The sequence below is a fragment of the Streptomyces inusitatus genome (assembly GCF_014651115.1).
Lineage (GTDB): Bacteria > Actinomycetota > Actinomycetes > Streptomycetales > Streptomycetaceae > Streptomyces > Streptomyces amakusaensis.
In genome coordinates this window covers 271733-296744 of the sequence record NZ_BMWG01000002.1, presented here as the reverse complement: position 1 = coordinate 296744, position 25012 = coordinate 271733, and the positions used below count along the sequence as shown (strand labels likewise).

The following is a 25012-nucleotide window of genomic DNA, read 5'->3' as shown; positions in this document are numbered from 1 at the left end:
GAATTGCCGCGATGACCCAGACACCACCGCCGCCGCCCGGCCGAGTCCGTGCCGAGATCGACCTCGACGCCCTGCGCGCCAATGTGCGCTCGCTGCGGGCCCGCGCGCCCCGCGCCGCCCTGATGGCGGTCGTGAAGTCGGACGCGTACGGACACGGCGCGGTCCCGTGCGCCCGCGCGGCGATCGAGGCCGGGGCGACCTGGGTGGGGACCGCGACCCCGCAGGAGGCCCTGGCGCTGCGCGCGGCCGGGATCCCCGGGCGGATCATGTGCTGGCTCTGGGCCCCGGGCGACCCCTGGCGGGAGGGGATCGAGGCGGACCTCGACATGTCCGTCAGCGGGATGTGGGCGCTCGCCGAGGTCACCGCCGCCGCCCGCGAGGCGGGCCGGCCCGCCCGTATCCAGCTCAAGGCCGACACAGGCCTCGGCCGCAACGGCTGTCAGAGCGCCGACTGGCCCGAGCTGGTCGCCGCCGCGCTCGCGGCCCAGGCCGAGGGGACCGTCACCGTCACCGGCCTCTGGTCGCACCTCGCGTGCGCCGACGAGCCGGGCCACCCCTCCATCGACCGCCAGCTCACCGTCTTCCGCGAGATGGTCGCGTACGCCGAGGGCGAGGGCGTCGACCCCGAGGTCCGCCATCTGGCGAACTCCCCGGCCACGCTCACCCTCCCCGAGTCCCACTTCGACCTCGTGCGCACCGGCATCGCGATGTACGGCGTCTCCCCCGCCCCCGAGCTGGGCACCGCCCAGGAGCTGGGCCTGCGGCCCGTCATGACCCTCGCCGCCTCCATCGCCCTGGTGAAGCGGGTCCCGGCAGGCCACGGCGTCAGCTACGGCCACCACTACATCACCTCCGAGGAGACCACCCTCGGACTCGTCCCCGCCGGATACGGGGACGGCATCCCCCGCCACGCCTCCGGCCGCGCCCCGGTCATGATCGGCGGCGAGTGGCACCGGGCCGCCGGACGGATCGCGATGGACCAGTTCGTCGTCGACCTCGGCGGCCGCAAGATCCAGGAGGGTGCGGAGGCGATCCTCTTCGGCCCCGGCACCCGGGGCGAGCCCACCGCGCAGGACTGGGCGGAGGCCGCCGACACCATCGCGTACGAGATCGTCACCCGCATCGGGGCCCGGGTCCCCCGGATCCATCTGCACCCGACGCAGGCCTGACGGGCCGAGGGCGCGACGGCGTAACGGCGCGACTGAGCGGCAACCGGACCGGCCGGACCGGCACCGGTCCCGGGCACGACGGCGAGGCACGACGGCGAGGAGGGCGGCACGGTGAGCGAGACCAGCACGGGCAACTGGCGGCGCGCGGGCATCGCGGGCGCGGCGCTGGGCGTGATCGCGGCGGGCGCGGCCGCCGGGGTCGCCGTCGAGCGGCTCACCGTGGGCCGCTCGCTGCGGCGCAAGGCACAGCTCGCCCTCGACGTCGCCGGACCGTACGGCGCGCTGCGCGGCACCCCCGGCCGGGCGACCGCCGACGACGGCACCCAGCTCTACTACGAGACGGACGAGATCGGCGACCCGGCTCCGCCCGGCGAGCCGGGCCCGGGGCCCGCCGCGACCCGCCGGCGCAGGCTCTTCGGCCGCAAGAGGCCCGCCCCCGTCACTGTCGTCTTCAGCCACGGCTACTGCCTGAACCAGGACTCCTGGCACTTCCAGCGCGCCGCCCTGCGCGGACTGGTCCGCACCGTCCACTGGGACCAGCGCAGCCACGGCCGCTCCGCGCGCGGAGCCTCCCAGTCCGGCCCCGACCGGGTGCCCGTCTCCATCGACCGGCTGGGCCGCGACCTCAAGGCCGTCATCGACGCGGCGGCCCCCGAGGGCCCGCTGGTGCTGGTGGGCCACTCCATGGGCGGCATGACGATGATGGCGCTCGCCCACCAGTTCCCCGAGCTGATCCGGGACCGGGTCGTCGGCGTCGCCCTGGTCGGCACCTCCAGCGGAAGGCTCGGCGAGGTCGACTACGGACTGCCGGTCGCCGGGGTCAACGCGGTGCGCCGGGTGCTCCCCGGGGTGCTGCGCGCCCTCGGCTCGCAGACCGAGCTGGTGGAGCGCGGCCGGCGGGCCACCGCCGATCTCTTCGCGGGCCTGATCAAGCGCTACTCCTTCTCCTCCAAGGAGGTGGACCCGGCGGTGGCCCGGTTCGCGGAGCGGATGATCGAAAGCACTCCCATCGATGTGGTCGCCGAGTTCTACCCCGCCTTCGACGAGCACGACAAGGCCGCCGACCTGGCCGCCTTCCGTGCCGTCCCGGTGCTGGTGCTCGCCGGGGACCGGGACCTGGTCACCCCCAGCACGCACAGCGAGGCGATCGCCGATCTGCTGCCCGAAGCGGAGCTGGTCATCGTCCCGGATGCCGGGCATCTGGTGATGCTGGAGCACCCCGAGGCGGTCACCGACCGGCTCGCCGATCTGCTCGCCCGGGTCGGGGCCGTGCCGTCAGCCGCTAACGTTGGCCCGTATGGAAGCACCGCACAGCCCGGCGGCTGAGACGTCCGCCGCCCACCTCGCCGTCGACTCCGCCGAACAGATGCGGGAACTGGGACGACGGCTCGCGAAACTGCTGCGCCCCGGCGATCTGGTGATGCTCACCGGCGAGCTGGGCGCGGGCAAGACCACCCTCACCCGGGGCCTCGGCGAAGGCCTCGGCGTGCGCGGCGCGGTCACCTCGCCCACCTTCGTCATCGCCCGGGTCCACCCCTCCCTGACCGGCGGCCCGGCCCTGGTCCATGTGGACGCCTACCGGCTCGGCGGCGGTCTGGACGAGATGGAGGATCTCGATCTCGACGTCTCGCTCCCGGAGTCGGTGGTGGTCGTGGAGTGGGGCGACGGCAAGGTCGAGGACCTCTCCGACGGCCGGCTCCATGTGGTGATCCACCGCGTCGTCGGTGACACGGACGACGACCGCCGCCAGGTCGCGCTGACGGGGTACGGCGCGCGCTGGGCGGGCGTGGAGCTGGCCGGAGTCTGACCGGGGCCGGTCGGAGGCCGATCGGGGCCGGCCGGAGGGGCCGGGGGACACGCGGGACGGCCGTGGCTCTGGATATTCCGACAACATGTCGGGAAAATGTTGCGCGGGCCCGGCCGGGCGTGTTCACATGGTACGGAGAGCGGGTTAGGTTTACCTAACCAAGCCTGGCCCCGTGATCCGGGAGGCAACCATGTCGGCGTCCGAGCGCGAGTCCCAGCCCCGTACGGCCCATGGGCCCCGGCGGTCCGCCGAGCCGTCCCGGCCACCCGTTCTGACCGCGTCCGCCCTGCCCGCCACGCCCCCCATGCCCTCGATGCGCGATCTGCTGGCCTCCTGCGCGGCGGCCCGCGCGGTCTCCACCCCGCCGGCCACTCCGGCCGCGCCGCCGGTCCGTCCGGGTCTGGCCAGGGCCGAGGTCTCCAGGCACCGGGCCGCGGGCCGCGACGCCGCCTGACCCCGCTCCGGGCGCGGGTCGGCCGTCCAGTCGGCGCCCGCCCGCGGCGTCACGCGTACGAGCGTATCCACGGAGGGGCTCCGGACCCGCTCACGGGCCCCGCGAAACCGGCTACGGGACCACGACCACCTTGGTGCCGATCGTGGCGAACCGCCACATCGAGTCCCCGTCCGCCCGCATCATCCGGACACCGCCCGTCCGCTTCTCCGGGTCCGGCTCCGCCAGCGAGCCGTTGACCGCCGCGCTGAAGCCGACCACCACATCGCCCACGGACGCGAACCGCACCACATGCTCGATCGCGACCCCGTCCGACCCCGAGACCTGCCCGGAGCGGGAGGTCACCGCGTACGAACCGGGCGGCGGGTGCACCGTCGACGGCATGATCTGGAAAGTGCGGCTCACCTTCCGCTTCCCGGTGACCAGCCATACCCGCCGGTCGGTCACGGCGTAGACGACCCGGGTGCCGGAGCCGGAGTCCGCGGGCAGCGCGAGCGGATCCCTCGGCTTCTGCTCGGGGGCCTTCGCCGAGGGGGCCGCGTTCGGCCTGCCCGCCGCGCCGAAGGCGTCGGGGACGCTCGCCGAGGCCTGGTAGGCGAGGAAACCGACGGCGGCCAGCGCGGCGGCCGTGAGCCCGGCCACCAGTCCCGAACTCCTCCGTGCCACGGTGTCCCACCTTTCGCGGTCTTTTGAATGTTTATGTCTTCGGGCGACCGTAGCAGCAGCCGTCCGTCGCACCGGGGCGCCGCAACCGCCCGCGCGGGAGCCGTAGGCTGTTTGCGTGCTCTTGCTCGCCGTGGATACCGCCACCCCCGCCGTCACCGCCGCCCTTCACGACGGCGTCTCCGTCATCGCCGAGTCCAGTCGGGTGGACGCGCGCCGACACGGCGAGCTGCTGCTGCCCGCCGTCGACCGGGTCCTCGCCGCCGCCGGGGTGAAACTCGACTCCGTCACCGCCGTCGTCACCGGCGTCGGCCCCGGCCCGTACACCGGGCTGAGGGTCGGCCTGGTCACCGCAGCGAGCTTCGGCTCCGCGCTGGGCGTGCCGGTGTACGGGCTGTGCACCCTGGACGGCCTCGCCCACGCCTCCGGCCTGGACGAGCCCTTCGTGGTCGCCACGGACGCCCGCCGCAAGGAGGTCTACTGGGCGAGGTACGCCAACGCGCGCGAGCGCGTCGGCGAGCCCGCCGTGGACCGCCCCGCCGACATCGCCGAGTCCCTCGCCGGACTGCCCGCCGTCGGCGCGGGAGCCCTGCTCTACCCCGACGCCTTCCCCGACGCCCGCGACCCCGAGTACGTCTCCGCCGGAGCGCTCGCCTCGCTCGCCGCCGAGAAGCTCGCCCGGGGCGAGGAGTTCCTCCCCCCGCTGCCGCTCTATCTGCGCAGGCCGGACGCCCAGGTGCCGAAGAACTACAAGGTGGTCACCCCGAAGTGAGCACCGCCTCGGAGCCCGTGCTGCGCGAGATGCGCTGGTGGGACCTTGAGCCCGTACTCGACCTCGAACACACCCTCTTCCCGGAGGACGCCTGGTCGGCCGGGATGTTCTGGTCCGAGCTGGCCCACGCCCGGGGCCCGCGCGCCACCCGCCGCTACGCCGTCGCCGAGTCCGACGGGAAGATCGTCGGATACGGCGGCCTCGCGGCGGCGGGCGGCCTCGGCGACGTCCAGACCATCGCCGTCGCGCGCGAGCAGTGGGGCACCGGCCTCGGCGCCCGGCTCCTCACCGATCTGCTGCGCCACGCCACCGCCTTCGAGTGCGACGAGGTCCTCCTCGAAGTGCGGGTGGACAACATCAGGGCCCAGAAGCTGTACGAGCGCTTCGGTTTTGAGCCCATTGGATTCCGCCGCGGCTACTACCAGCCCGGCAATGTCGACGCGCTCGTCATGCGGCTCCATGTGCAAGGGAATGTTTACTGATGGCTGACGAACCGCTGGTACTCGGTATCGAGACCTCCTGCGACGAGACCGGTGTCGGCATCGTGCGCGGCACGACCCTGCTCGCCGACGCCGTCGCCTCCAGCGTGGACACCCACGCCCGCTTCGGCGGAGTGGTCCCCGAGATCGCCTCCCGGGCGCATCTGGAGGCGATGGTCCCGACGATCGAGCGGGCCCTGAAGGAGGCCGGGATCTCCGCCCGCGACCTCGACGGCATCGCGGTCACCGCGGGCCCCGGCCTCGCCGGGGCGCTGCTGGTGGGTGTGTCGGCGGCCAAGGCGTACGCGTACGCCCTCGGCAAACCGCTCTACGGGGTGAACCACCTGGCCTCGCACATCTGCGTCGACCAGCTGGAGCACGGCAAGCTCCCCGAGCCCACGATGGCGCTGCTGGTCTCCGGCGGGCACTCCTCGCTGCTGCTCGCCCCCGACATCACCAGCGATGTACGGCCGCTCGGCTCGACCATCGACGACGCGGCGGGCGAGGCCTTCGACAAGATCGCCCGAGTGCTCGACCTCGGCTTCCCCGGCGGTCCGGTGATCGACCGGCTGGCGCGCGAGGGCGACCCGAAGGCGATCGCCTTCCCGCGCGGACTGAGCGGCTCGCGCGACCCCGCGTACGACTTCTCCTTCTCCGGGCTGAAGACCTCGGTCGCCCGCTGGATCGAGGCCAAGCGCGCCAGCGGCGAGGAAGTGCCGGTACGGGACGTGGCGGCGTCCTTCCAGGAGGCCGTGGTCGATGTGCTGACGCGCAAGGCGGTACGGGCCTGTGTGGACGAGGGGGTCGACCATCTGATGATCGGCGGCGGCGTCGCCGCCAACTCCCGGCTGCGGGCGCTCGCCCAGGAGCGCTGCGAGCGGGCCGGCATCCGGCTGCGGGTGCCCCGGCCCGGGCTCTGCACGGACAACGGCGCGATGGTCGCGGCGCTCGGCGCGGAGATGGTGGCGCGCAACCGGCCCCCGTCGGACCTGGAGCTGTCGGCGGACTCCTCGCTCCCGGTGACGGACCCCCATGTGCCCGGGGCCCACGGTCACTCGCACAGCCACAGCCACAGTCATGACCACGACCATGTGCACGAGATCAGCAAGGACAACCTCTACTCATGACCGCGCCGCGCGTCATCACGCTGATGTGGGAGGCCCGGGCCGCCCGGGGCCGGGGCGCGGAGCTGCTGGAGTGGGCCCGCGCCCAGCGGACGGCGCGGGAGCCGCTGCGCCGGGAGACCTTCCGCGCCGGGCAGGACCGGGTGCTGGTGATGACCTGGTGGGAGGCCCCGGCGGAGGAGGGGGCTGCGCTGCCGGAGCTGCCGGAGCCCTCGGCGGACCTGATCACCAGGGCGGTGCACCGCTGGCGGTTCGAGTCCCTCGGCACCGGCTGACCGGCACCGGCTGACCGGCTCGGCCCGGCTGCTCCCGTGTTCTTCCCCGCGATCCTCACGCCCTGTTTCCGCGCGCGTCAAGGCAGCGTGCCGCGTCAAGGGGCCGAAAGGATCTGCCGAAGAAGAAGACATGATGAACAGCCAAGCGAGAGAGGCCCGTTGGGTCCTGACCGCCGTGCTCACCGCGCAATTCCTGGTGGCACTCGACATGTCCGTGGTCAATGTGGCGCTGCCCGACATGCGCGACGACCTCGGCTTCACCCCCGAAGCCCTGCAATGGGTCGTCGGCGCGTACGCGCTCACCTTCGGCGGACTGCTGATGCTCGGCGGCCGGCTCACCGACATCCTCGGCAGCCGCCGCGTCCTGACCGCCGGACTCGTCATATTCGGCCTGGCGAGCCTGATCGGCGGCCTCGTCCAGTCGCCGGGTGCGCTGATCGCCGCCCGCGCCGCCCAGGGCGTCGGCGCGGCCGCCCTCGCCCCCGTCGCCTTCACCCTCATCACCGTCACCTACGCCGCCGGACCCGCCCGGTCCAGGGCGCTCGGCAGATGGGGCACGGCCGGGGCAACCGGCGGGGCCGTCGGACTGCTCGCGGGCGGAATCCTCACCGACGCGACCGGCTGGCGGGCCGTGATGCTGGTCAACGTCCCCATCGTGCTCTTCGCCCTCTTCGCCACCGCCCGCGCCGGGCTCCCCGCCACCCGCGACCGGGCCACCGCGCCGCGCCTCGACATCGGCGGAGCGCTGCTGGTCACCGCCGGTATGTCGCTGCTGGTGCTCGGCGTCGTACGCACCGAGTCCCAGCCCTGGGGCTCGGCCCCCACGCTGCTGACGCTCGGCGCCTCCGCCGTGCTGCTCGCCGCGTTCGCCGCCGTGGAGACGCGCACCGGCCGTCCGCTGCTGCGGATCGGACTCCTCGGGGTACGTCCCGTGCTCGGCGCGAACGTCTTCTCGCTGCTCCTCAGCTCCGGCCAGTTCGCCTCGCTCTACTTCTGCTCGCTCTACATGCAGCAGGTGCTCGGCTACGGGGCCACCGCGACCGGCGTCGCCTTCCTGCCCTTCTGCGCCGGAGTGGTGGCCGGTTCGCTGATCGCCGCCAAGACGCTCGCCGCCGTCGGGGTCCGGGGAATGCTGGCGCTCGGCGGGCTGCTCGGCGCGGCCGGATTCGCCGGATTCGCCCTCACCGCGACCCCCGGCGGGAGCTTCGCGTACTCCATCCTCTGGCCCTCGCTCCTCGGCAGCCTCGGCATCGGCCTCAGCTTCGTGCCCCTGGGCACGGCCGCGACCAGCGAGGTGCCGCCCGCCGAGGCGGGCATGGCCTCCGGGCTGCTCAACAGCTCCCGCCAGATAGGCGGCTCGCTCGGCCTCGCCGTCCTGGTCACGGCCGCGGGCACCGTCACCGGGTCCGGCACCGGCCCGGCGGCGCTCGCGGAGGGCTACCGCGCGGCGTACTGGGTGTGCGCCGGGCTGCTCGTGGTGGCCGCCCTGGTGGCGTCGGCCCTGCTGCCGGGCCGCGCCCGCACCTCCCCGGTGGCCCTCCGGGAAAGTTCCGAAAATAATTCCGGAGGGGATGTCGATCCGGCGGTCTCCCGTTCGACATAGGGGTGAGCGGCGGGGAAACGGCCCCGCCGGCCGTACAGAACCACCGAGGAGTCACCATGCCGCGCTTTCTGACGATGGTCCGCGTCGACGAGAACGACATCCCCGCCGGCGGTGTCAGCGAAGGGCTGATGCGGCGGATGGGAGAGCTGATCGAGGAGATGACCAAGGCCGGAGTCCTGCTGGAGACCGGCGGTCTGACCCCCACCTCCGAGGCGACCAGGGTCACCTGGTCCAACGGGAGGATCAGCTACACCGACGGCCCCTTCACCGAGACCAAGGAGGTCATCGGCGGCTTCGCCCTCATCCAGGCCAAGGACCGGGCCGAGGCGCTGGAGTGGACCAAGCGCTTCCTCCAGGTCCACGAGGAGTACTGGACGATCACCTCCGAGATCCGCGAGATCACCGAGGGCTGAGCACCGGGTTGTTTGCCCCCGCGCCGCCCGGCTGCTCTGATGGCCCGGTGACGACAGCGAGCGCGGTGGAGACCGTATTCAGGATCGAGTCGGCGCGGATCATCGCCGGTGTCGCCCGGATCGTGAGAGACGTGGGCATCGCCGAGGAGATCGCGCAGGACGCTCTGGTCGCCGCGTTGGAACAGTGGCCGGAGTCGGGCGTACCGGAGAAGCCGGCCGCCTGGCTCATGGCCACCGCCAAGCACCGGGCGATCGACCTGGTGCGGCGCAAGGAGACCTACGCGCGCAAGCTCGCGGAGGTCGGGCGGAGCCTGGAGGACATCCCGCCGCCGGAGCCGCCGGGTGCCGACGACATCGACGACGACATGCTGCGGCTCATCTTCACCGCCTGCCATCCGGTGCTCTCCACGGACGCCAGGATCGCGCTCACCCTGCGGCTGCTCGGCGGACTCACCACCGAGGAGATCGCCCGCGCCTTCCTCGCCGCGGAGCCGACGATCGCCCAGCGCGTCGTCCGCGCCAAGCGCTCCCTCGCCAGGGCCGGCGTCCCCTTCGAGGTGCCGTACGGCCCCGACCGGGCGGCCCGGCTGGACTCCGTGTTGGAAGTGATCTACCTCGTCTTCAACGAGGGGTACTCGGCGACCGCGGGCGACGACTGGCTCCGCCCCGCCCTCTGCGAGGACGCCCTCCGGCTGGGGCGGGTGCTCGCCGCCCTGATGCCCAAGGAGCCCGAGGCGCACGGGCTGGTCGCGCTGCTGGAGCTCCAGACCTCGCGGATCCCCGCCAGGACCGGCCCGGACGGCCGCCCGGTGCTGCTCGCCGACCAGAACCGCACCCGCTGGAACCAGCTCTTCGTCCGCCGGGGCTTCGCCGCGCTCGGCCGCGCGACCGAGAAGGGCGGCCTCCCGGGCCCGTACGTCCTCCAGGCGGCGATCGCCGCCTGCCACGCCCGGGCGGTCCGCTACGAGGACACCGACTGGGCGACCATCGCCGCGCTCTACGGGCAGCTGGTCGCGGCGGTCCCCTCGCCCGTGGTCGAGCTGAACCGGGCGGTGGCGATCTCCATGGCCGAGGGTCCGGGCGCGGGCCTGGCGCTGGTCGACGCCCTCGCGGCGGAGCCCGCGCTGAAGGACTACCACCTGCTGCCGAGCGTCCGGGGCGATCTCCTGGCCCGGCTCGGACGGACGGCCGAGGCCCGCGAGGAATTCCGCCGCGCGGCCGGGCTCACCCGCAACGAACGGGAACGCGAACTGCTGCTGGAACGCGCGGAGCAGGGCTAGGCACCGCTTATCGCGCGGGGTGGCCGATCAGCATGGCGGGAGCGCCCGCGACCCGGGTCAGGAAGACCGTCGCCGAGTGCGGCCCCTGCGGCTTCACCTTGCGGCGCAGCTCCTCCGGCTCCACCGCCGAGCCGCGCTTCTTCACTGTCAGCGACCCCACTCCGCGCTCCCGGAGCAGCGCCTTGAGCCGCTTCAGATGGAACGGGAGCACATCGGTGATCTCGTACCCGGTGGCGAAGGGCGTGCCGGGGTGCGGTTCGTCCGAGGTGATGTACGCGATGGTCTCGTCGATCAGTCCGCCGTTCAGCGCCTCGGCGGCCTCGGCGACCAGATGCGCGCGGATCACCGCGCCGTCCGGCTCGTACAGATAGCGGCCGACCGGGCGGACCGGCGGGTCGGGCAGCCCCCGGCCGGTGAGGGTGCGCGGACCGGGCAGCAGGGTCGCGGCGATCCCGGGTCCGGCGGGCCCGGCGGTGGCGGTACGTGCCCCGCGCCAGAGGACGGCCTCCTTCACATCGCCCTCGTCCGAGATCCACTCCGCGTCGAAATCGTCCGGGACCAGCTCGTGCGGGATCCCCGGCGCGATCTTGAGCGCGGCGTGCGGGCGGGCCCTGGCCGCCTCGATCGCCCAGGACAGCGGCGGGGAGTAGGCCTCCGGGTCGAAGACCCGGCCCCGGCCGCCCCGGCGCGCGGGGTCGACGAAGACCGCGTCGTAACCCGAGGTGTCGATCTCCGTCACATCGGCCTCGCGGACCTCGATCAGCTCCGCGAGCCCGAGGGCGGCGGCGTTGGCCCGTACCGCAGAGGCGGTCAGCGGATCGCGGTCCACGGCCAGCACCCGGATGCCTGCCCGGGCGAGCGCGACGGCGTCGCCGCCGATGCCGCTGCACAGATCCGCGACCGAGGCCACGCCGAGCGCGGCGAAGCGGCCCGCCCGGTACTCGGCGACGGACTTGCGGGTCGCCTGTTCGACGCCGTTCGGGGTGAAGTACATCCGGTACGCGTCCTCCGCGCCGAACTTCGCCACCGCGCGCTGGCGCAGCCGGGCCTGTCCGATGGCGGCCGAGACCAGCTCGGCCGGGTGATCGCGGCGCAGTCGGGTGGCGATCGCCAGCTCCTGGGCGGGGTTGAAGTCGCGGAGCGCGGCGAGCAGGGACTGGCCCTCGTCGGTGAGAAGCGGGGAGAGGTCGTTCACCTGGACATTGTGGGCCAAGTGTCGGGGGGTGTGTGGGCCAGCCGGGGGGACCGTCCGGCCCGGCCGGAGGTGTCGGCCGGTGCGGCGGGGCCCGTGCTGACAGGATCCAGCGCCATGCAGCTAACCAGACAAACCGGAAACATGATGGAAAAATCCCTCTCATCGCCCCGGCGCTGTGGGCTCGCGGCCGCCCTGCTGGTCGCCCTGCTCGGCTCGGCGTGCGCGGCCGAGACGACCGGCGAACGCGAAGGCGCGCACCGCGACGCCACCCGGACGGTCAAGGAGCGCGGGGCGGCGGGGCCGGGAGGTCCGGGGGGTCCCGGCGGCTCCCCGGCGGACCGCGCGGAGAGCGTCCGCGAGTCCCAGGCCCTGCGGGCCGTCGCGGCCCGCAAGTGGGGCCTGGACCGCACCCCGCTGGCCGCGCCCCCGCCACCGGCGGTCAAGCCCACGATCACCACCCGCAAGGGCTTCGAGGTGGAGGGCGGCGAGTATCTGCCGCCGGTCTTCACCACGGTGCCGGTGACCGAGCGGGTCGTCTTCCTGACCATCGACGACGGCACGGAGAAGGACCCCGAGCTGCTGCGGATGATGTCGGAGCTCCAGATCCCGTACAGCGCCTTTCTGAGCGACTACGTGATCAACGACAACTACGGCTACTTCCGCGAGATGCGCGACCGGGGCGTCGCGCTCCACAACCACACCCTGAACCACCGCTACATGCCCGGGCTGTCCTACAGCGCGCAGAAGCGGGAGATCTGCGGCCAGCAGTCCAACCTCGACAGGCTCTACGGCAAGCGCCCGCCGCTCTTCCGTCCGCCGTACGGCAACTACAACCAGGACACCCTGCGCGCGGCCAGCGCCTGCGGGGTCAAGGCCGTGCCGCTCTGGGCGGCCGAGGCCTTCCCCGACCACATGGAGTGGCGCGAGTGGGACCGGGATCTGCACCCGGGCGACATCATCCTCACCCACTTCCGGGGCACGGAGGACTGGGAGGGCACGATGCCCGACATGATCCGGCAGGTCATGCGGACGGTGACGGAGAAGGGGTACGCGGTGGCCCGGCTGGAGGACTACGTCTAGGCCGGGTCCGGCGGGTCCCGTCCGGCCGTTCCCGTCCGGCGCGCGCGGGTCCGGTCCGCGCCCTCGGAGGGCGTCGCGCGCCCCCTCATGATCGCGCCATCAGGGCGCTGTATTGGCACTCCGCTTGACCGAGTGCTAATCGCGGTCATAGTCTCGGGTCTGGCACTCCCCACCGGAGAGTGCCAATGCGCGACAGGGCAGGTCCGGCACCCGCGACGACGGATCGACCTGGTCGCCACCCCAGACAGTTAAACCCCGAGATCTCCGAAGGGGGAGGCCGGACCGTGACGACCACCAGCTCCAAGGTTGCCATCAAGCCGCTTGAGGACCGCATTGTGGTCCAGCCGCTCGACGCCGAGCAGACCACTGCCTCTGGCCTGGTCATCCCGGACACCGCGAAGGAGAAGCCCCAGGAGGGCGTCGTCCTCGCGGTCGGCCCGGGTCGCTTCGAGAACGGCGAGCGCCTGCCGCTCGACGTCAAGACCGGCGACGTCGTTCTGTACAGCAAGTACGGCGGCACCGAGGTGAAGTACAACGGCGAGGAGTACCTCGTCCTCTCGGCGCGCGACGTTCTCGCGATCATCGAGAAGTAGGTCGGATTACCGGGGCTCGCCCCGGAGTCTCCGTACCCCGTTTGTTTTTTGAACCGCGCCCCTGGCCCCCGCTGACCTTCATATCCGGGCGCTGGGGGCGCTGTTCGTATCACGAAGAGGACTGAAACGCTCCATGGCGAAGATCCTGAAGTTCGACGAGGACGCCCGTCGCGCCCTCGAGCGCGGCGTCAACAAGCTTGCCGACACCGTGAAGGTGACCATCGGCCCCAAGGGCCGCAATGTCGTCATCGACAAGAAGTTCGGCGCACCCACCATCACCAACGACGGTGTCACGATCGCCCGTGAGGTCGAGCTCGACGACCCGTACGAGAACCTCGGCGCCCAGCTGGTGAAGGAGGTGGCCACCAAGACCAACGACATCGCTGGTGACGGCACCACCACCGCCACCGTGCTCGCGCAGGCGCTGGTCCGCGAGGGCCTCCGCAACGTCGCCGCCGGCGCCTCCCCCTCTTCTCTGAAGAAGGGCATCGACGCCGCGGTCAAGGCCGTGTCCGAGGAGCTCCTCGCGACCGCCCGTCCCATCGAGGACAAGGCCGACATCGCCGCCGTCGCCGCGCTCTCCGCGCAGGACCAGCAGGTCGGCGAGCTGGTCGGCGAGGCCATGGACAAGGTCGGCAAGGACGGTGTCATCACCGTCGAGGAGTCCAACACCTTCGGCCTGGAGCTCGACTTCACCGAGGGCATGGCCTTCGACAAGGGCTACCTCTCGCCGTACATGGTCACCGACCAGGAGCGTATGGAGGCCGTCCTCGACGACCCGTACATCCTGATCAACCAGGGCAAGATCTCCTCCATCCAGGACCTGCTCCCGCTGCTGGAGAAGGTCATCCAGGCGGGTGGCTCCAAGCCGCTGCTGATCATCGCCGAGGATGTCGAGGGCGAGGCGCTCTCCACCCTCGTGGTCAACAAGATCCGCGGCACGTTCAACGCCGTGGCCGTCAAGGCCCCCGGCTTCGGCGACCGCCGCAAGGCGATGCTCCAGGACATGGCCGTCCTCACCGGCGCCACCGTCATCGCCGAAGAGGTCGGCCTCAAGCTCGACCAGGCCGGTCTGGACGTGCTGGGCTCCGCCCGCCGCGTGACCATCTCCAAGGACGACACCACCATCGTCGACGGTGGCGGCGACTCCGCGGACATCACCGGCCGCGTGGCGCAGATCAAGGCCGAGATCGAGTCCACGGACTCCGACTGGGACCGCGAGAAGCTCCAGGAGCGCCTGGCGAAGCTGGCCGGCGGTGTCTGCGTGATCCGTGTCGGCGCCGCCACCGAGGTGGAGCTGAAGGAGAAGAAGCACCGTCTGGAGGACGCCATCTCCGCGACCCGCGCCGCGGTCGAGGAGGGCATCGTCTCCGGTGGTGGCTCCGCTCTGGTCCACGCCGTCAAGGTGCTTGAGGGCAACCTCGGCAAGGAGGGCGACGAGGCCACCGGTGTCGCCGTCGTCCGCCGCGCCGCCGTCGAGCCGCTGCGCTGGATCGCGGAGAACGCCGGCCTGGAGGGCTATGTCATCGTCTCCAAGGTCGCCGAGCTGGACAAGGGCCAGGGCTACAACGCGGCCACCGGCGAGTACGGCGACCTGGTGAAGGCCGGCGTCATCGACCCGGTCAAGGTCACCCGCTCCGCCCTGGAGAACGCCGCCTCCATCGCGTCCCTGCTGCTCACGACCGAGACCCTGGTCGTCGAGAAGCCGGCCGAGGAAGAGGCCGACGCCGGTCACGGCCACGGTCACTCCCACTGACGCACGGCGCTGACGCACAGTCGGCACTGAGCCGCCGGGCCCGGCACTCCTCTCACGGGGGGCGCCGGGCCCGGCGGCTTTCTCATGCCTCCCGCTCCAGCCCCGCCGCCGACACCGGCCGGGCGAACGGCAGCCCCCGGGCGTACCGCTCCAGCTCGTCCAGGGCCCGGTCCGCCAGCCGGTGCAGCTCATTGCCGAGCGAACCGGCGACATGCGGGGTGAGCAGCACATTGGGCAGCCCGTACAGCGGCGAGGCGACGTCCGGCACCTCGGGATCGGTCACATCGAGCACCGCGTACAGCCGGCCCGACACCAGCTCCGGCAGCAGCGCCGTCCCGTCGACCAGCGAACCGCGCGAGGTATTGATCAGGGTCGCCCCGTCCGGCATCAGCGCCAGCCGGCGGCCGTCGATCAGCCGGTGGGTCGCCGCCAGCTCCGGAGCGTGCACCGAGACGATGTCACTGCCCGCGCAGAGCGCGTCCAGCCCGGTCCACACCGCCCCCAGCGCCCGGGCGCCGGCTTCGTCGACATAGGGGTCGTACAAGAGAACCCGCAGGTCGAAGGGGTGCAGCAGCTCGATCACCCGCCGCCCGACGCGGGAAGCGCCGACGATCCCGACCGTACGGCGGTAATTGCCGGCCCCGCTCAGCTCCCGGCCCCAGTCATGGCCCGCGCGCAGCTCGGCGTACCGTCGCGCCGAGCGCAGCACCCCCTTGCCCGCGAAGAGGATCGCGGCCAGCGTGTACTCGGCGACCGGCAGCGCGTTGGCCTCGGCCGCGGACGAGACGGCGAGCCCGCGCTCCCAGCAGGCGTCGGTGATGTGCTGCTTCACGGATCCGGCGGCGTGCACGACCGCGCGCAGCCGGGGCGCGGCGGCGAGGGCGTCCGCGGTGAGCGGGGGAGCGCCCCAGCAGGTCAGCAGGGTCTCGGCGGTGGAGAGGGCGGTGCGTACGGCGGGGGCGGGGTCGGTCAGGTCGTGGGCGATGAGCCCGGGGTCGGTGCGGGCGAGCGCGGTGAGCCGCTCGCGGTGCCGGGCGGTGAGCAGGCGCTCGGCGACGCCCGGGCCCATGGCGAGCAGCACTTCGGGTCGGCGGCCGGCGGCGGCGTGGTGCGGCGGTTCGGCGGAGTACCCCATGGCGGGATCCGTACCCCTGGAGGCTCCGCCCGGACCTTCCCCGGCCGTACCCGCCTACTGCGGGCCGTACTTGCGGCCGGTCTTGGAGCTGATGCCGCCCAGCACGCCCCGGGGAGCCAGCTTCACCAGCCCCATCAGCGCCTTGTACCGGGGGTCCGGGATCGAGACCGTCTTTCCACGCGCCAGATCCGTGAGCGCCGCCGACACCAGCCGGTCGGCGTCCAGCCACATCCAGCCGGGGATGTTCTCCGTCCCCATCCCGGCGCGCTGATGGAATTCGGTACGGACGAAACCGGGGCAGAGCGCCATCAGCCGCACCCCTGATCCGGCCAGGTCCCGGGCCGCGCCCTGGGTGAACTGCACGACCCACGACTTGGACGCGCCATAGGTGCCCCGGGGGACGAAGGCCGCCACCGAGGCCACATTGACGACGGCGCCCCTGCGCCGCTCCCGCATGCCGCGCGCCGCCGCCGCGGTGAGCCGGAGGACCGCCTCGCAGTGCACCTTCAGCATGGTCAGCTCGTCTTCCATGGAGACTTCCAGGAAGCGTCCCTTATTGCCGAAGCCGGCGTTGTTGATCAGCAGATCCACCGGTTCGCGGGGGTCGGAGAGCCGCTTCTCGACCGCCGAGATCCCCTCCTCCGACGACAGGTCGGCGGTCAGCACCTCGGCCTCGACGCCGTGCCGGTCGTGCAGCTCGGTGGCCTGTTCCCGGAGCCTCGCGGTGTCACGGGCCACCAGCACCAGATTGTGTCCCTCGGAGGCGAGCCGCCGCGCGAACGCGGCCCCGATGCCCGCGGTCGCTCCCGTGATCAGTGCAGTCGTCATAGGCGGCACGTTAGTGCCCCGCCGGGGACCGCCCGCAACCGGTCACCGCGGAGCCGCCCCGGCCCGGCCTCGGCACCGGGGCGGCTTCCCGGCGACGCTCACGCGCCGCCGTGCCTGGCGACGTACTCCCGCGCTTTGGCCAGCAGCTCCGGATGGAGCGCCTCGCCCGCCGCGAGGACCTCCGGCAGCAGCGCGCGCTCGATGGTCCCGGCGCGGAACGCCATGCTCACCGTCACCTCGTGGCCGGGCCGGTGGACCGTCTCGATGGGGTCGCCCGCGCGGACCGCGCCGGGCTCGACGACCCGCAGATACGCCCCGGTCCCGGCGTGCCGGGTGAAGCGCCGCACCCAGCCCTTCTCGCCCAGCCACTCGGCGAAGGTGCGGCAGGGGACACGGCCGGAGGTCACCTCCAGCACCAGCCGGTCGCCGATCCGCCAGCACTCGCCGATCAGGGCGTTGTTCACATCGAGCCCCTGGGTGGTGAGGTTCTCGCCGAAGACGCCGTTGGGCAGGGGGCGGCCCAGCTCGCCCTCCCAGAAGTCCAGGTCCTCGCGGGCGAAGGCGTACACCGCCTGATCGCTCCCGCCGTGGTGACGCCGGTCCCCGATCGCGTCGCCGGCGAGCCCGCTGCCGCCCGAACCCCTGGGCCCGGGGTCGCTCACCCACACGGCTTCCTCGACCGGCCGTTTGTCGATCGCGGTGGGGAAATCGCTGTACTCCACGGCGCGGGCGGGGCCGGTGTTCACGGTCAGAAGCTTCATGAACATCACGTTAAGCCCTCAACAATCCCTCAACATCAAACTATCTGTTGAATAATTGCCTATGTCTCCAAGGGGTGCTTATAGTGAAAAGGTGATTGAGGCCCGTCATCTCCGAGTCCTGCGCGCGGTGGCCACCACCGGCTCCTTCTCCGCCGCCGCCCGCACCCTGGGCTGCACCCAGCCCGCCGTCAGCCAGCAGATGAAGGCCCTGGAGACCTCCGCGGGCACCCCGCTGCTGATCCGCGCCGGCCGGGAGATGCGGCTGACCCAGGCCGGAGAGGTGCTGGTGCGCCACGCCTCCGGCATCCTCGCCGGGCTCACCGCGGCGGAGGAGGAGATCGCGGCCATCGCCGGGCTGCGGGCGGGCCGGGTCCGGCTGGTCTCCTTCCCCAGCGGCAGCTCCACCCTGGTGCCCACCGCCCTCGCCGCGCTCCGGGCCGCCCACCCCGGCACCCAGGTCTCGCTCGTCGACGCCGAGCCGCCGCGCTCGGTGGAGATGCTGCGCGAGGGGGACTGCGACATCGCGCTCGCCTTCCGCTACGGCGGGGCCGCCGAGCGGGAGGCCGAGTGGGACGACCTGATCGTCCGGCCGCTGCTCTCCGACCGGCTCGTCGGGCTGGTCCCCGAGGGGCACCGGCTCGCCGGTGCGGGCGCGGTCGCCATCGGCGATCTCGCCGACGACCCCTGGATCGCGGGCTGCCCGCGCTGTCGCCGTCAGCTGGTCGAGGTCTGCGAGGAGGCCGGTTTCACCCCGCGCATCGACTTCGCCACCGACGACTACCCGGCCGTGATCGGCCTGGTCGGAGCCGGTCTGGGGGTCGCGGTACTGCCGGAGCTGGCGCTGGAGTCGGTACGCCCCAAGGGCGCGCGCGCCATCACGGTCGACCCGCCGGTGGTGCGGGAGATCGTCGCGCTCACCCTGCCGGACCTCTCCCAGGTCCCGGCGGTCGCGGCCACCCTCGACCAGCTCGCCCTGGCGGCGTCCCGCTGACGCGGGCGGGCCTCCCCGCCCGTATCCGTGCCCGCATCCATCCCTGTATGTCAGTGCGGGTGTCACTGCGAGTGTCGGTGCAGGAACGTTTCTGCGAATGGCTGGGGCGTCAGTCCTGCCCCGTGCCCGTCGAGCTGGCCGCCGGGACCAGCCGGTGCCGCGCGCGGCCCATCAGCTCCTCGCGCTCGTCCTCCGTCAGTCCGCCCCACACCCCGTAGGGCTCCCGCACCGCCAGCGCGTGCGCGGCGCACTCGGCGCGGACCGGACACCTCATGCACACCTCTTTCGCCGAGTTCTCGCGCGCGCTGCGCGCGGCCCCGCGCTCCCCCTCGGGGTGGAAGAAGAGCGAGCTGTCCACACCCCGGCAGGCCGCGAGGAGCTGCCAGTCCCACAGGTCGGCGTTGGGTCCGGGAAGGCGGGAGAAATCTGCCATAGCGCTTGCCCCTTGAAACCGTGCTGAGCGGATCCGGTCAGGTCGCGTCGCGCGAGCGGAGGGGCACGAGCCGCACCCGGCGCCCGCACGCTGCCTCACGACCGTACATCTACTGTGTTAGTAGATGTAAATATGACTCATTACGAATCTAGCCACAGACACCACCCAAAGTGAAGAAAATCAGCTAAATGGTGCATACGTGATGAAAGAAGAACCGTTCCCCCGCTGCGCTCACCGCCGCGCGGGCCCTCTCGCGTGAAGTGCTGAAGAGTCCGCTCCGGGCCGTAACTCTTTCGAGTGACCATCGTTGGTAGTGCGGAGGCGGTTGAAGCAACAAGTGCTCGGGCACACGTCCGAGTGCGCTCAACCGCACAGGTGAAGAAACGTACCCAGCCTGGAGGCTCAAGGTGACGCGCATCAGCTGCGGAGGGCGGCCATGACATCCGTCCTCGTCTGCGACGACTCCCCGCTTGCCCGAGAGGCGCTCCGCCGCGCGGTCGCGACCGTGCCCGGCGTCGAGCGCGTGACGACCGCGGCCAACGGCGAGGAAGTCCTCCGCCGCTGGGGCGCCGACCGCTCGGATCTGATTCTGATGGATGTACGCATGCCCGGCCTGGGCGGTGTCGAGACGGTCCGCCGACTGCTCTCGGCCGACCCCGGCGCCCGGATCATCATGCTCACCGTCGCCGAAGATCTCGACGGAGTGGCGCTCGCGGTCGCCGCGGGGGCCCGCGGCTATCTGCACAAGGACGCCTCCCGCGCCGAGCTGCGCGCGACGGTGACCCAGGCACTCGCCGACCCGACCTGGCGGCTCGCCCCGCGCAGACTGCGCTCGGCCGAGATGGGCGCCGCGCCCACGCTCACCGCGCGCGAGATCCAGGTGCTCGAAGGAATGAGCCACGGCCGTTCCAACGCCGAGATCGGCCGCGAGCTGTTCCTCTCCGAGGACACGGTGAAGACTCACGCGCGCCGCCTCTTCAAGAAGCTGGGAGCCTCGGACCGTGCGCACGCGGTCGCGCTCGGATTCCGCTGGGGCCTGGTCCGTTAGGACCGTTCGCGGGGTGCCCGAGGGGTGCGACCGACCCCGCTCGCCGTACGGTGAGCGGGGCGACGGGCGGCCGCGGGCATCCGTTTCCCTCGCGATGCCGCATCCTTGAGGTGTGGAGTTCCTCGGGAACGAGTCCGGCGAGCGGAAGGGGAGGGCGCAGGCAATGAGTTCCGGCGCACCTGCTCATAACGCTTCGGTGCACAACATGGGACACGGTGCCACGGATCAGCGGCCACCGATGCACCATGGACCGATGCGTGACGACAACACCACGGTCATCGGTGCGCTCGTCCACCGTGCCGTCGAAGGGGACGAGCAAGCCACGCACGACCTCCTCGCGCATGTCCATCCACTCGCGCTGCGCTACTGCCGCACCCGGCTCAACCGGCTGCCCGGTGACGCGCGCCACTTCGTGGAGGACCTCGCCCAGGAGGTCTGCGTCGCCGTGCTGATGGCGCTGCCCCGCTACCGGGACACCGGCAGACCCTTCGAGGCGTTCGTCTTCGCCATCGCCACCCACAAGGTCGCCGATCTCCAGCGCGCCGCCATGCGCCACCCCGGATCGACGGCCGTGCCCTCCGACGAGATGCCCGAGCGCCCCGACGACTCCCTGGGTCCCGAGGAGCGCGCCCTGCTCAGCGATGACGCGGAGTGGGCCAAGAGGCTGCTGGCCAACCTCCCGGAGAACCAGCGCGAGCTGCTGGTGCTGCGGGTCGCGGTCGGCCTCACCGCCGAGGAGACGGGCCAGATGCTGGGAATGTCCCCCGGCGCGGTCAGGGTCGCCCAGCACCGGGCGCTCAGCAGGCTCCGCGCGCTCGCCGAGCAGTAGCCGCCGTTTTCCCGTCGTCTCCGGCGTTTCCCGCGCCTCTCGCGGGTGTGTGTCAACCCACAAAGCCGCCGAGCATTCTTGATCGTGGAATGAGAGGGCGTCCCGGGCCGTTAGCATGGACATCCGCACCGATCAAGGCCATTTGGGGAAGGTGTCATGACCAACATCGACGGAGTGCCCGAGAAATTCGCGACACTCGGGCTGACCTACGACGATGTGCTGCTGCTGCCGGGCTCCTCCGACATGGCTCCCGACCAGATCGACACCTCCTCGTACATCTCGAAGAACGTCCGGGTGAACATCCCGCTGCTCTCCGCGGCGATGGACAAGGTCACCGAGGCCCGGATGGCCATCGCGATGGCCCGCCAGGGCGGCGTGGGCGTGCTGCACCGCAATCTCTCCATCGCCGACCAGGCCAACCAGGTCGACCTGGTCAAGCGCTCCGAGTCCGGCATGGTCACCGACCCGATCACGGTGCACCCCGACGCCACGCTCGGTGAGGCCGACGAGCTGTGCGCGAAGTTCCGCATCAGCGGCGTCCCGGTCACCGACCGCGCGGGCAAGCTGCTGGGCATCGTCACCAACCGCGACATGGCCTTCGAGTCGGACCGCAGCCGCCAGGTGCGCGAGGTCATGACCCCGATGCCGCTGGTCACCGGCAAGGTCGGCATCTCCGGCGTGGACGCCATGGAGCTGCTGCGCCGCCACAAGATCGAGAAGCTTCCGCTGGTCGACGACGCGGGCGTCCTCAAGGGCCTGATCACGGTCAAGGACTTCGTCAAGGCCGAGAAGTACCCGAACGCCGCCAAGGACAAGGACGGCCGGCTGCTCGTCGGCGCGGCCGTCGGTGTGGCCGGTGACGCCTTCGAGCGCGCCCAGGCCCTGGTCGAGGCGGGCGTCGACTTCATCGTCGTGGACACCGCGCACGGCCACTCCCGGCTGGTCGGCGACATGGTCGCCAAGATCAAGTCGAATGCCTCCGGCGTCGACGTCATCGGCGGCAACATCGCCACCCGCGACGGCGCGCAGGCGCTGATCGACTCCGGCGTCGACGGCATCAAGGTGGGCGTCGGCCCCGGCTCCATCTGCACGACCCGAGTGGTCGCCGGCATCGGCGTGCCCCAGGTCACCGCGATTTACGAGGCCTCCCTCGCCGCCAAGGCGGCCGGTGTCCCGGTCATCGGCGACGGCGGCCTCCAGTACTCGGGCGACATCGCCAAGGCCCTGGTCGCGGGCGCCGACACGGTGATGCTCGGCTCGCTGCTCGCGGGCTGCGAGGAGTCCCCGGGCGAGCTGCTCTTCATCAACGGCAAGCAGTTCAAGTCGTACCGCGGCATGGGCTCGCTGGGCGCGATGCAGTCCCGCGGCGAGCAGCGCTCCTTCTCCAAGGACCGCTACTTCCAGGAGGGCGTCGCCTCCGACGAGAAGCTGGTTCCCGAGGGCATCGAGGGCCAGGTGCCCTACCGGGGTCCGCTCTCGGCCGTCGTCCACCAGCTGGTGGGCGGTCTGCGCCAGTCGATGTTCTATGTCGGCGGTCGCACGGTCCCCGAGCTCCAGTCCAACGGCCGATTCGTCCGGATCACCTCGGCGGGGCTCAAGGAGAGCCACCCGCACGACATCCAGATGACGGTCGAAGCACCGAATTACAGCAGGAAGTAACAGCGCGAAGCAGTAGCCCTCGCCTGTCAGGGGCGGTTCCGGTTCTCCGGATCCGCCCCTGTCGTATGCGTCGGTGATACTGGTAGGCGCAGACGTAGAGGGAAAGGCCACACAAGGTGACTGAGATCGAGATCGGGCGCGGCAAGCGCGGTCGCAGGGCGTACGCGTTCGATGACATCGCCGTCGTACCGAGCCGGCGCACACGGGACCCGAAGGAGGTCTCGATCGCCTGGCAGATCGACGCCTACCGCTTTGACCTGCCCTTCCTGGCGGCTCCGATGGACTCGGTGGTCTCTCCGCAGACCGCGATCCGCATCGGCGAGCAGGGCGGCCTCGGCGTCCTCAACCTCGAAGGACTGTGGACGAGGTACGAGGACCCCCAGCCGCTGCTGGACGAGATCGCGGAGATGGCTCCGGAGACCGCGACCCGTCGCCTCCAGGAGATCTACGCGGCCCCGATCAAGGAAGAGCTGATCGGGCAGCGCATCAAGGAGGTGCGGGACTCGGGCGTGGTGACGGCCGCCGCGCTCTCCCCGCAGCGCACCGCCCAGTTCTCCAAGGCCGTGGTCGACGCGGGTGTGGACATCTTCGTCATCCGCGGCACCACGGTCTCCGCCGAGCACGTCTCGGGCGCGGCCGAGCCGCTCAATCTGAAGCAGTTCATCTACGAGCTGGACGTTCCGGTGATCGTCGGCGGCTGTGCCACCTACACCGCCGCCCTCCACCTGATGCGCACCGGCGCGGCCGGCGTCCTCGTCGGCTTCGGCGGCGGCGCGGCCCACACCACCCGTAATGTGCTGGGCATCCAGGTCCCGATGGCGACCGCGGTCGCCGATGTCGCGGCCGCCCGCCGCGACTACATGGACGAGTCCGGCGGCCGTTATGTCCACGTCATCGCCGACGGCGGCGTGGGCTGGTCCGGAGACCTCCCGAAGGCGATCGCCTGCGGTGCGGACGCCGTGATGATCGGCTCCCCGCTGGCCCGTGCGACGGACGCGCCCGGTCGAGGCCGCCACTGGGGCATGGAGGCGGTCCACGAGGACGTGCCGCGCGGCAAGCTCGTCGACCTGGGCATCGTGGGCACCACCGAGGAGGTCCTCTCGGGCCCCTCGCACACCCCCGACGGCTCGATGAACTTCTTCGGGGCGCTGCGTCGCGCGATGGCGACGACGGGCTACAGCGAGCTGAAGGAGTTCCAGCGGGTCGAGGTCACCGTCGCGGACTCGCAGCACAGCCGCTGACCCGCGCGTAGCGTGAGCGGAGGGGCCCGACGCCTTTGAGGAAGGCGTCGGGCCCCTCTTCGTGCGCCCGGGGCGCACCCCGGGCGCACCTTGGGTACGCCCCGGGCCGTCACAGCCGGTGGGCGGCGCCCGCCGGGGTGGCTCCCCTGGTGTCCAGGAGCAGCTGTGCCTTCACGGCGAGGCCCTGGAGGTCGTAGGTGCGGTGGTGCTGGAGCAGTACGGTCAGATCCGCGGCGGCGGCGGCCTCGTAGAGCGAGTCCGCGCGGGGGACGGGCTGGTCGCGCACCCGCCAGTCGGGGACGTACGGATCGTGGTAGCTGACGGCCGCGCCCAGGTCCATCAGCCGGCGGCTGATCTCCTGGGCGGGGGAGCCGGCCAGATCCGCGAGATCCGGCTTGTAGGTGATTCCCAGCAGCAGTACCCGTGCGCCCCGGGCGGATTTTCCGTGCTCGTTCAGCAGAGTGGCGCAACGCTGGATGACGTATTGCGGCATCCGTGCGTTGATCTCCTGGGCGAGGCCGACCATCCGCAGCGGATGGCCGGGGGTGCGCCCGCTGTACGGGAGGATCCCGGGGTCCAGCGGCACGCCGTGGCCGCCGACGCCCGGGCCGGGGCGGAAGGCCTGGAAGCCGTACGGCTTGGTCTCGGCGCAGCGGATCACGTCCCAGAGGTCGACCCCGAGGTCGTGGCAGAGCACGGCCATCTCGTTGACCAGCGCGATGTTCACATGGCGGAAGTTGGTCTCCAGGACCTTCACGGTCTCGGCCTCGCGCAGTCCCCGGGCGCGGACGACCTTGTCGGTGAGCCTGCCGTAGAAGGCGGCGGCGGACTCGGTGCAGGCGGGGGTGAGGCCGCCGATGACCTTGGGGGTGTTGGCGTAGTCGTGGGTGCGGCTGCCGGGATCCACCCGCCCGGGGGAGTAGGCCAGATGAAAGTCGCGGCCGGCCCGCAGCCCCGAGCCGTCCTCCAGGATCGGGCGCAGTACGGAGTCGGTGGTGCCGGGCTGTACGGCGGATTCGAGCAGCACGGTGGTGTGCGGGCGGAGCCGGGCGGCGAGGGCGCGGGCGGCCTCGGTGAGGGCGGTGAGGTCGAGGTTGCCGTCCGGGCCGAGGGGGGTGGGGGCGCAGATCGCGGCGGTGCGGACGCGGCCGAGTTCGGCCGGGTCCGTGACGGTTCTGAAGCCTCCGGAGAGCATGCGCCGGATGTCGGCGGGGGTGCGGCCCGCGGCGGGTTCGGTGAGGTGCCGAGGGTCGGGGTCATAGCCGATCGTCTCGATGCCGGCGGCCACGGCGGCCTGGGCGAGGGGCAGGCCGTGGTGACCGAGTCCGATGACGGCGAGGTCTGCGGGCATGCGTGTGGCCGTCCTTCCCATAGCCGGAGGGGAGCGTGGGCGCAAGCCCTGTGGGCGGAACGGGCGGGTGCGCAAT

The 25012-nt window shown here is 72.1% G+C and carries 26 protein-coding genes; 19 read left to right on the top strand and 7 right to left on the bottom strand.

Annotated elements, in window-relative coordinates:
- The first annotated feature begins 11 nt into the window (after window positions 1–11).
- The 4 genes from alr (at window position 12) to IE247_RS05095 (ending at window position 3430) form a co-directional block, all read left to right on the top strand.
- Entirely contained in the window at window positions 12–1169 is a 1158-nt protein-coding gene (alr, locus tag IE247_RS05110) for an alanine racemase (protein WP_190121675.1), read from the top strand.
- 111 nt (window positions 1170–1280) lie between these two features.
- Window positions 1281–2495 (top strand): alpha/beta fold hydrolase, encoded by a 1215-nt coding sequence (locus tag IE247_RS05105; protein ID WP_190121674.1) that lies wholly within the window; start codon window positions 1281–1283, stop codon window positions 2493–2495.
- Window positions 2467–2976, top strand: a complete 510-nt coding sequence (gene tsaE / locus IE247_RS05100) for a tRNA (adenosine(37)-N6)-threonylcarbamoyltransferase complex ATPase subunit type 1 TsaE (protein ID WP_190121673.1) — start codon at window positions 2467–2469, stop codon at window positions 2974–2976. The genes IE247_RS05105 and tsaE overlap by 29 nt, the downstream gene beginning before the upstream one ends.
- Window positions 2977–3166: 190 nt before the next feature.
- Entirely contained in the window at window positions 3167–3430 is a 264-nt protein-coding gene (locus IE247_RS05095) for a hypothetical protein (protein WP_190122134.1), read from the top strand.
- A 111-nt stretch (window positions 3431–3541) separates the two neighbouring features.
- Here IE247_RS05095 and IE247_RS05090 read toward each other — a convergent pair whose 3' ends face one another.
- Window positions 3542–4069, bottom strand: coding sequence for a hypothetical protein (locus IE247_RS05090; RefSeq protein ID WP_190122087.1), 528 nt, complete (start codon window positions 4067–4069; stop codon window positions 3542–3544).
- A gap of 139 nt (window positions 4070–4208) precedes the next feature.
- Between IE247_RS05090 and tsaB the strand changes: the two genes are divergently transcribed.
- The 7 genes from tsaB to IE247_RS05055 all read left to right on the top strand — a co-directional run bounded on the left by tsaB (window position 4209) and on the right by IE247_RS05055 (window position 10036).
- A complete protein-coding gene (gene tsaB, locus IE247_RS05085; RefSeq protein WP_190121672.1) occupies window positions 4209–4862 on the top strand; it encodes a tRNA (adenosine(37)-N6)-threonylcarbamoyltransferase complex dimerization subunit type 1 TsaB in 654 nt (217 codons plus the stop codon).
- Window positions 4863–4891: 29 nt separating this feature from the next.
- A complete protein-coding gene (rimI, locus tag IE247_RS05080; protein WP_190122086.1) occupies window positions 4892–5344 on the top strand; it encodes a ribosomal protein S18-alanine N-acetyltransferase in 453 nt (150 codons plus the stop codon).
- Window positions 5341–6468: a tRNA (adenosine(37)-N6)-threonylcarbamoyltransferase complex transferase subunit TsaD gene (gene tsaD / locus IE247_RS05075; protein ID WP_190122085.1), complete on the top strand. Its 1128-nt coding sequence runs from the start codon at window positions 5341–5343 to the stop codon at window positions 6466–6468. Before rimI ends, tsaD begins: the two co-directional genes overlap by 4 nt.
- Window positions 6465–6740, top strand: a complete 276-nt coding sequence (locus IE247_RS05070) for a hypothetical protein (RefSeq protein ID WP_190121671.1) — start codon at window positions 6465–6467, stop codon at window positions 6738–6740. The genes tsaD and IE247_RS05070 overlap by 4 nt, the downstream gene beginning before the upstream one ends.
- 130 nt (window positions 6741–6870) lie before the next feature.
- Window positions 6871–8343 carry an MFS transporter gene (locus IE247_RS05065; protein ID WP_229868667.1) on the top strand — a complete coding sequence of 491 codons (1473 nt, stop codon included), beginning with the start codon at window positions 6871–6873 and terminating at the stop codon, window positions 8341–8343.
- Between the two features lie 56 nt (window positions 8344–8399).
- Window positions 8400–8756, top strand: coding sequence for a YciI family protein (locus tag IE247_RS05060; protein WP_190121670.1), 357 nt, complete (start codon window positions 8400–8402; stop codon window positions 8754–8756).
- A 47-nt stretch (window positions 8757–8803) separates the two neighbouring features.
- On the top strand, window positions 8804–10036 hold the full coding sequence (locus IE247_RS05055; protein WP_190121669.1) for an RNA polymerase sigma factor: 1233 nt from the start codon (window positions 8804–8806) through the stop codon (window positions 10034–10036).
- A 7-nt stretch (window positions 10037–10043) separates the two neighbouring features.
- Here IE247_RS05055 and IE247_RS05050 read toward each other — a convergent pair whose 3' ends face one another.
- Window positions 10044–11231 carry a THUMP-like domain-containing protein gene (locus IE247_RS05050; RefSeq protein ID WP_190121668.1) on the bottom strand — a complete coding sequence of 396 codons (1188 nt, stop codon included), beginning with the start codon at window positions 11229–11231 and terminating at the stop codon, window positions 10044–10046.
- Between the two features lie 114 nt (window positions 11232–11345).
- On the opposite strand from IE247_RS05050, the gene IE247_RS05045 reads away from it, so the two are divergent.
- The 3 genes from IE247_RS05045 to groL all read left to right on the top strand — a co-directional run bounded on the left by IE247_RS05045 (window position 11346) and on the right by groL (window position 14660).
- Window positions 11346–12311: a polysaccharide deacetylase family protein gene (locus IE247_RS05045; RefSeq protein ID WP_373305506.1), complete on the top strand. Its 966-nt coding sequence runs from the start codon at window positions 11346–11348 to the stop codon at window positions 12309–12311.
- A gap of 284 nt (window positions 12312–12595) precedes the next feature.
- Window positions 12596–12904, top strand: a complete 309-nt coding sequence (gene groES, locus IE247_RS05040) for a co-chaperone GroES (protein ID WP_190121666.1) — start codon at window positions 12596–12598, stop codon at window positions 12902–12904.
- A gap of 133 nt (window positions 12905–13037) precedes the next feature.
- On the top strand, window positions 13038–14660 hold the full coding sequence (gene groL, locus IE247_RS05035; RefSeq protein WP_190121665.1) for a chaperonin GroEL: 1623 nt from the start codon (window positions 13038–13040) through the stop codon (window positions 14658–14660).
- Window positions 14661–14742: 82 nt separating this feature from the next.
- On the opposite strand, the gene IE247_RS05030 is transcribed toward groL, so the two are convergent.
- The 3 genes from IE247_RS05030 to IE247_RS05020 all read right to left on the bottom strand — a co-directional run bounded on the left by IE247_RS05030 (window position 14743) and on the right by IE247_RS05020 (window position 17384).
- A complete protein-coding gene (locus IE247_RS05030) occupies window positions 14743–15795 on the bottom strand; it encodes a hydroxyacid dehydrogenase (RefSeq protein WP_190121664.1) in 1053 nt (350 codons plus the stop codon).
- Window positions 15796–15849: 54 nt separating this feature from the next.
- Window positions 15850–16623 (bottom strand): SDR family NAD(P)-dependent oxidoreductase, encoded by a 774-nt coding sequence (locus tag IE247_RS05025; RefSeq protein ID WP_190121663.1) that lies wholly within the window; start codon window positions 16621–16623, stop codon window positions 15850–15852.
- A gap of 98 nt (window positions 16624–16721) precedes the next feature.
- Window positions 16722–17384 (bottom strand): MOSC domain-containing protein, encoded by a 663-nt coding sequence (locus IE247_RS05020; protein ID WP_190121662.1) that lies wholly within the window; start codon window positions 17382–17384, stop codon window positions 16722–16724.
- A gap of 91 nt (window positions 17385–17475) precedes the next feature.
- Here IE247_RS05020 and IE247_RS05015 point away from each other — a divergent pair, with 91 nt between their 5' ends.
- Window positions 17476–18375: a LysR family transcriptional regulator gene (locus tag IE247_RS05015; RefSeq protein WP_190121661.1), complete on the top strand. Its 900-nt coding sequence runs from the start codon at window positions 17476–17478 to the stop codon at window positions 18373–18375.
- A gap of 109 nt (window positions 18376–18484) precedes the next feature.
- On the opposite strand, the gene IE247_RS05010 is transcribed toward IE247_RS05015, so the two are convergent.
- Window positions 18485–18808, bottom strand: a complete 324-nt coding sequence (locus tag IE247_RS05010) for a WhiB family transcriptional regulator (RefSeq protein WP_190121660.1) — start codon at window positions 18806–18808, stop codon at window positions 18485–18487.
- 436 nt (window positions 18809–19244) lie between these two features.
- Between IE247_RS05010 and IE247_RS05005 the strand changes: the two genes are divergently transcribed.
- The 4 genes from IE247_RS05005 to IE247_RS04990 all read left to right on the top strand — a co-directional run bounded on the left by IE247_RS05005 (window position 19245) and on the right by IE247_RS04990 (window position 23585).
- Window positions 19245–19856, top strand: a complete 612-nt coding sequence (locus tag IE247_RS05005; protein WP_003948568.1) for a response regulator transcription factor — start codon at window positions 19245–19247, stop codon at window positions 19854–19856.
- A gap of 253 nt (window positions 19857–20109) precedes the next feature.
- Window positions 20110–20685 (top strand): sigma-70 family RNA polymerase sigma factor, encoded by a 576-nt coding sequence (locus IE247_RS05000; RefSeq protein WP_190121659.1) that lies wholly within the window; start codon window positions 20110–20112, stop codon window positions 20683–20685.
- A 156-nt stretch (window positions 20686–20841) separates the two neighbouring features.
- Window positions 20842–22344, top strand: a complete 1503-nt coding sequence (gene guaB, locus IE247_RS04995) for an IMP dehydrogenase (protein ID WP_190121658.1) — start codon at window positions 20842–20844, stop codon at window positions 22342–22344.
- 116 nt (window positions 22345–22460) lie between these two features.
- On the top strand, window positions 22461–23585 hold the full coding sequence (locus tag IE247_RS04990) for a GuaB3 family IMP dehydrogenase-related protein (RefSeq protein WP_190121657.1): 1125 nt from the start codon (window positions 22461–22463) through the stop codon (window positions 23583–23585).
- A gap of 109 nt (window positions 23586–23694) precedes the next feature.
- Here IE247_RS04990 and IE247_RS04985 read toward each other — a convergent pair whose 3' ends face one another.
- Window positions 23695–24936: a nucleotide sugar dehydrogenase gene (locus IE247_RS04985; protein ID WP_190121656.1), complete on the bottom strand. Its 1242-nt coding sequence runs from the start codon at window positions 24934–24936 to the stop codon at window positions 23695–23697.
- Window positions 24937–25012 lie beyond the last annotated feature (76 nt).